The 5,596-nt window shown below is 71.2% G+C and carries 9 protein-coding genes and 1 pseudogene; 5 read left to right on the forward strand and 5 right to left on the reverse strand.

Annotation, left to right across the window (positions count from 1 at the left end; all coding sequences use genetic code 11):
* The 3 genes and pseudogenes from IH13_RS36860 to IH13_RS0106360 form a co-directional block, all read left to right on the forward strand.
* A partial coding sequence (locus tag IH13_RS36860; protein ID WP_031081762.1) for a LolA family protein occupies nt 1–1,108 on the forward strand: 1,108 nt, incomplete at its 5' end.
* 46 nt (nt 1,109–1,154) lie between these two features.
* A pseudogene (locus tag IH13_RS44385) lies at nt 1,155–1,330 on the forward strand (ABC transporter ATP-binding protein); the annotation flags it as partial.
* A 237-nt stretch (nt 1,331–1,567) separates the two neighbouring features.
* Nucleotides 1,568–2,215 carry a TetR/AcrR family transcriptional regulator gene (locus tag IH13_RS0106360; protein ID WP_037840829.1) on the forward strand — a complete coding sequence of 216 codons (648 nt, stop codon included), beginning with the start codon at nt 1,568–1,570 and terminating at the stop codon, nt 2,213–2,215.
* A 124-nt stretch (nt 2,216–2,339) separates the two neighbouring features.
* Here the strand turns inward: IH13_RS0106360 and IH13_RS0106365 are convergent, their stop codons facing one another.
* The 4 genes from IH13_RS0106365 to IH13_RS0106380 all read right to left on the reverse strand — a co-directional run bounded on the left by IH13_RS0106365 (nt 2,340) and on the right by IH13_RS0106380 (nt 4,516).
* Nucleotides 2,340–3,146, reverse strand: coding sequence for an HAD family hydrolase (locus IH13_RS0106365; protein WP_031081765.1), 807 nt, complete (start codon nt 3,144–3,146; stop codon nt 2,340–2,342).
* A 71-nt stretch (nt 3,147–3,217) separates the two neighbouring features.
* A complete protein-coding gene (locus tag IH13_RS0106370) occupies nt 3,218–3,427 on the reverse strand; it encodes a DUF397 domain-containing protein (protein ID WP_031081767.1) in 210 nt (69 codons plus the stop codon).
* 37 nt (nt 3,428–3,464) lie between these two features.
* Nucleotides 3,465–3,680, reverse strand: a complete 216-nt coding sequence (locus IH13_RS0106375; protein WP_031081769.1) for a DUF397 domain-containing protein — start codon at nt 3,678–3,680, stop codon at nt 3,465–3,467.
* Entirely contained in the window at nt 3,677–4,516 is an 840-nt protein-coding gene (locus IH13_RS0106380; RefSeq protein ID WP_031081771.1) for a helix-turn-helix domain-containing protein, read from the reverse strand. The genes IH13_RS0106375 and IH13_RS0106380 overlap by 4 nt, the downstream gene beginning before the upstream one ends.
* Before the next feature lie 92 nt (nt 4,517–4,608).
* Between IH13_RS0106380 and IH13_RS0106385 the strand changes: the two genes are divergently transcribed.
* On the forward strand, nt 4,609–4,869 hold the full coding sequence (locus IH13_RS0106385) for a hypothetical protein (RefSeq protein WP_031081773.1): 261 nt from the start codon (nt 4,609–4,611) through the stop codon (nt 4,867–4,869).
* A 56-nt stretch (nt 4,870–4,925) separates the two neighbouring features.
* A complete protein-coding gene (locus IH13_RS0106390; RefSeq protein WP_031081774.1) occupies nt 4,926–5,297 on the forward strand; it encodes a hypothetical protein in 372 nt (123 codons plus the stop codon).
* Between the two features lie 10 nt (nt 5,298–5,307).
* Here the strand turns inward: IH13_RS0106390 and IH13_RS0106395 are convergent.
* The coding region (locus tag IH13_RS0106395) for a VOC family protein (protein WP_031081776.1) at nt 5,308–5,596 on the reverse strand (289 nt) is incomplete at its 5' end.

A 5,596-nucleotide genomic window follows, 5' to 3' on the forward strand; every position in this document is an offset into this window, starting at 1 on the left:
GACGATCGGACTCGTTCCGGCACTCGCCGCCTCCGGCGACCCGGACCTGCCGGAGATCACGGCACAGGAACTCGTCGAGAAGATCGCGGCCTCGGACGAGCAGCGGCTCTCCGGCACCCTGAAGATCAGCACCGACCTGGGCATCCCGTCCTTCGGCGGGCTGACGGACTCGCTCCTGCCGGGCGGGGCGGGAGGCGCGGACAGGTCGAGCGCCGCGCCCGAGGACCGGCTGACGGAGCTCGCCTCGGGCACGCACACGCTCCGGCTGGCGGCCGACGGCCCCGACCGTCAGCGCCTGTCGGTCCTGGGCAAGGGCACCGAGTACAGCATCGTCCACAACGGCGACGACGTCTGGGCGTACGACAGCGGGAGCGACAAGGTCTTCCACCAGCGGGCGGAGGGCGGGGCCGAGGACGGAGCGGCGCACCAGGCCGTGCCCGGCACCCCCAAGGAGATGGCCGAGAAGGCGCTCGCCGCCGTGGGTGACACCACCTCCGTCACGGTCGACGGCACGGCGCGGGTGGCGGGGCGCGACGCGTACCAGCTGCTGATCAAGCCCAAGCAGTCCGGTTCGACGGTCGGGTCGGTCAGGGTCGCGGTGGACGCCGAGAACGGCCTCCCGCTGAAGTTCACCCTGGCGCCCAGCGGCGGCGGCAAGGCGGTCGTCGACGCCGGCTTCACCCACGTCGACTTCGCGAAGCCCGACGCCTCCGCCTTCTCCTTCACCCCGCCGAAGGGCGCCGTGGTGACCGAGGCCGACGAGCTCGCGGAGGACGCGAACGACCAGAGCGCCGGCGCCTTCCACAAGGACCTGGCGGGACTGGGCGACCTCGGCTCCGTCAACGTCATCGGCGAGGGCTGGACCTCGGTCGCCGAGATCGACGCGGCCGGCGGCGCCGCGGGGCTCACCGGTGCGGACACCACCGGCGTACCCACCGAGGCGCTGGGCCTCCTGGGCTCGTTCGGCGACAAGGTGACCGGAGACTTCGGCACGGGCACGGTCTTCCGGACCCGCCTGGTCAACGCCCTGCTGACCGACGACGGCAAGGTCTACGTCGGCGCCGTCACCAAGGACGCACTGGTGAAGGCGGCCGACACCGCCCGGTAGGACACGACCGCACAGCGGATGTGTATAAGAGACAGAGCCGGGAGACGGACACCGTGCCGGGCGGGAACGCCCTCATCGGGCCGGAGGGCTCACCAAGCGGTACCGCGGCGGCCGGCTGGCGGTCGACGGGCTCGACGGCAGCGTCTTCGGTTTCTTCGGGCCCACGGTTCGGGCGGGACCACGACGATCCGCATGCTGAGGGGCCTCGTCGAATCGACCGCCCTGGGGGTCACGACGAGGGACGTCACCGTCTGAGCGGTGACCCTCCCGCCGGGAGCCGTCCGTCCGTACCGTCGGCCGGTCGAGCCGTCCCCCGATCGGCTCGTCGCGGCACGAACGGCACGAACGGTAGAGGCGAAACGTCACGACACGGTACGTTCCGTTTCCGCCACGTCATTGTTCGACTTTTGGCGACGACCTGTCAACAAGCGGTGGCCGGTATCCCCCTATGCTCACCGAATGATCACATCGCAGAGTTCCCTGCGCCGCAGCGAGAGATCACGACGGGCGACGCTCGACGCCGCCCTGGAACTGTGCACGGAGAAGGGGTACGGCCGGGTCACCGTGGAGGCCATCGCGGCCCGCGCCGGCGTGAGCAAGAAGACGATCTACCGCTGGTGGCCGTCGAAGGGGGCCGTCCTGCTGGAGGCGTTCATCGACGCGTTCGTCGGCGCCACGCCGTTCGTCGACACCGGTGACATCGCGCTCGACCTCCGTACGCACATCAACAGCGCGGTGAGGATCGCCTCCACGCCGCCCTACGGACCGGCGTACGCCGGAATCCTCTCCGAGGTGCACTACGACGACGCCCTGGCCGAGGCCGTCCAGGAACAGCTGGTCGGCCCGCGCTTCTCGGCGGCCGAGGCCCGGTTGCGGAAGGCGCGGGACCAGGGGCAGATACCGGCGGACGCGGATCTGCCGCTGGCCGTGGAAATGCTCTACGGCCCGGTCTACTACCGCCACGTGCTGCGCAAGCCGCCCCAGGACGAGGCGACGGTCGCCGCGCTGGTGGACCACGTCCTGCGTTCCCTGGACGCGGTGGTGGACGGCTCCCGGGACACCTCCCCGGGGGCCGTTGCCCGTTCCGGCCCCGGGGGTGACGGCTGAGGAAGGTCCCGGCGCCGGGCCGTGCGGGACCGCCCGGCGCCCACCGGGGCGCGGTCGACCGGGTTCTTTCCGGCCACCCGCCGTGCGGGGTCGCACCGGGCGTTTCCAGCCGGTTCCGGGCCATTCAGCCGAAGAGGCGCTCCAATACGACCGCGACCCCGTCGTCCTCGTTCGACAAGGTGATCTCGTCCGCCTCCGCCACGAGTTCGGGGTGGGCGCCGGCCATCGCCACGCCATGGCCGCAGAGCCGGAACATCGGCAGGTCGTTGGGCATGTCCCCGAAGGCGACCGCCTCGGCGGGGTCGCGGTCCATCTCCTCGGTGGCCAGGGCGAGTCCGGTGCCCTTGTCCACCCCGTACGGCGCCAGTTCCACGGTGCCGGGGCCCGCCATCGTCACGGAGGCGAGATCACCCACGGCCGCACGGGCCAGGGCGGTCAGTTCGTCGTCCGTCAGCTCCGGGTGGCGCACCAGGACCTTGATGACCGGAGCCGCGAAGAGTTCGCTCCGCCGGGTCACCGTCCGGGCGGGCAGCGACGCGTGCGGCATGCGGTAGCCCCGCTCGATCAGTGTCAGGCCGTCGTGACCGTCCTGGTCCACGGCGGCGAACACCTCTCCGGCCTCGGCCTCGATCTTGCCGAGCGCCGTCTCGGCCAGCTCCCGGTCCAGCGTCACGGAGTGCAGCATCCGGGCCGATCCGGCGTCGTACACCTGGGTGCCCTGGCCGCATACGGCGATGCCTTCGTAGCCGAGGTCGGCGAGGAGGGCCCGTATGTTCGGCACCGGCCGTCCGGTCACGACGAGATGGAGCGCACCGGCCGCGGTGGCGCGGGCCAGGGCGGCCCGGGTGCGGCGGCTCACGGTGTCGTCGGAGCGCAGGAGGGTGCCGTCCAGGTCCGTGGCGACGAGGGCGAAGGCGGGTGGCATGACCATGGGATCAGCCTAGAGACGCCCGGAGCCCCGTCTTGCGGACAGGGCTCCGGCTGTGCTGCGGTGCTCACCGCTCAGGCGGCGTCGAGCTTTCCGGCCTTGACGCCGGTCACGAAGGCGGTGAAGGCGGTGGCGGGGACGGTGAGGACGGGGCCGCCGGGGTTCTTGGAGTCGCGGACGGGGACCGCGCCGGTGGTGGCCGCGTGGCCGGGGGCCCACTCGACGCAGGTGCCGCCGTTGTCGCTGTAGGAGGACTTGTACCAGCGGAGGGAATCGTTCGTCACGGGGTGCCCTTTCGCGGTGGTCCGGTTGGGGTGTGGCTCAGACGGTGTCGAACTCTCCGGCCTTGACGCCGGTCACGAAGGACGCGAAGGCGGTGGCGGGGAGGGTGAGGACGGGGCCGCCGGGGTTCTTGGAGTCGCGGACGGGGACCGCGCCGGTGGTGGCCGCGTGGCCGGGGGCCCACTCGACGCAGGTGCCGCCGTTGCCGCTGTAGGAGGATTTGACCCAGGCGGGGGTCGCGGAGTCGGTCGTCACGAGGTGCCCTTTCGTAGCTGGTGGATCATGTCCACGGAGGCCGTCTGCGACAGAGACATGGCCTGGAGCTGATGGTAGTCCCTCATCAGCGGTACGGCTGAGGCCAGTTCACGGTCCAGATGCCCTCGGGTCTGGGACTCGACATAGGAGACCACCGACCGGTCCGCGAGGGTCAACAGGTTCACCGCTCGGTTGAAGGGCCGGTGTTCACCCATGCTGTAGGGGGCGAGCTGAAGCATGGTGTTCGGCTGCTCGGCGAAGTCGACGAGGTGTTGCAGCTGCGCGTCCATGGCGGTGGCCCCTCCAACGGGTCTCCGGACGCAGCTTTCGTCCAGCACCGCGACGACCAGAGGTGGTACGGGGCGCATCAGCGCGGCCTGGCGGTCCAGGAGGAGCGAGAGCCGTTCCTCGGCCTGATCGGTCGTGATGGCGCCCCGCGCGACCGCGCTGGCGTCCAGAGCCTGGGCATAGGCCGACGTCTGAAGCAGGCTGGGAATCACTCCCACCTCGAAAAACTTGATCTCCACCGCTCGGCCTTCGAGTCTCACGTACTCGGGAAAGCCCTGGAGAAGTACGCCGTGCCGCAGATCCCGCCACGCGCGTTCGAACGAGTCGTCGGTTCCCTCCAGTCCTAACGCAGTGTCAGTGGCGAGCGAAAACCTGCGGGTCGGCGGTTTGTGGCCGGTTTCCACGCCCGAGACATGGCGTCCCGAGTACCCGATGCGTACGCCGAACTCGTCCTGATTCCAGCCGCGCGCCTCGCGTGAGCTGCGCAAACGCGCGCCGAACGCCGCTGCCGGGCCCGCGTCCGGGTTCAACTCCTTGCGGTTTACCAACACTTCCTCCGCATCCAGAACGTTGAAGCACCCCTGACTCTAGGTCAATGCTGAGCCTCTAGGTAGTGGAACGACTACGGAGAGGAACGGTCATGCCCGTCGAGCGTGAACTGTCCGACCGCCCCGCACCCCCACCCGTCCCGGCCCCCGGCACGCTCGTGGTGGACACCCGACGCGGCGACCGGGTCGGCGAGTTCCGGGGCGTCGCCGGCCCGTACTGGTCGCTGCGGCCCGTCAGGGGCGGGGTCGAGTGGGAGGCCGACCCCGCACACGTACGGCCCGCCGACGCCAGGGAGCACCTGCACGCGGCGACGGCCATCGCCAACCGCCGGAGCGCGGGGGAGCGGCTGTGAGGCGCCGCCGCCGTGACCGTTCCGCAGGACCCGTCATGACCCGGAGGGGCTGAACCGTGGACCAGTGCACCGCCTTCGTCCTGCTGAGCCCGCCGCGCCACCTCACGGCCTTGCTGGCGGACCCGGAACCGGCGTACGTCCTGTGCGAACTCGGCGAGGGGCACGCCGCCGACCACGGCACGCTGCTGTGGGACCTGGACGGCGAGAGCGGTGGCGTATGGGCCCGCTGGAACGAACGGCGTACCCGGCTGGCGCCGTTCGCGTGGTGTCCGGAGGTGGACGACGAGGGGGACGCGTGCGAGCTGTTCGCCGAGCACTCCTCCGGGCACAGCTGGGACGTCGTCGACCCCACGAGGGCGGCCTTGTGGGAGCTGGCGAGGAGGGGGCATCCGCACCTGTTCCCCGAGGGCGGCGCGCCCGGGGCGTGATCTCCGCCCCTCAGTGCACGCAGAACTCGTTGCCCTCCGGGTCCAGGAGGACCTGCCACGAGCCGCTCGGCTCCTCGATGGTGTCCAGCACGCTCGCCCCGAGCCGTACCAGTCGGGCCACCTCCTCCTCGCGCTGTCCGGGCTCGGTGTGGACGTCGATGTGGAGGCGGTTCTTCACCGTCTTCGGCTCCACGACCTGCTGGAAGAGCAGACGGCGGCCCAGGCCCGTCCCGCTGCGGACGTCGTACGGGTCGTCCGGGTGCCGCACCGCCGCCAGGCCGCGCCAGGCGTGGCGGCCG

This window comes from Streptomyces sp. NRRL WC-3549, from assembly GCF_000721935.1.
GTDB lineage: Bacteria > Actinomycetota > Actinomycetes > Streptomycetales > Streptomycetaceae > Streptomyces.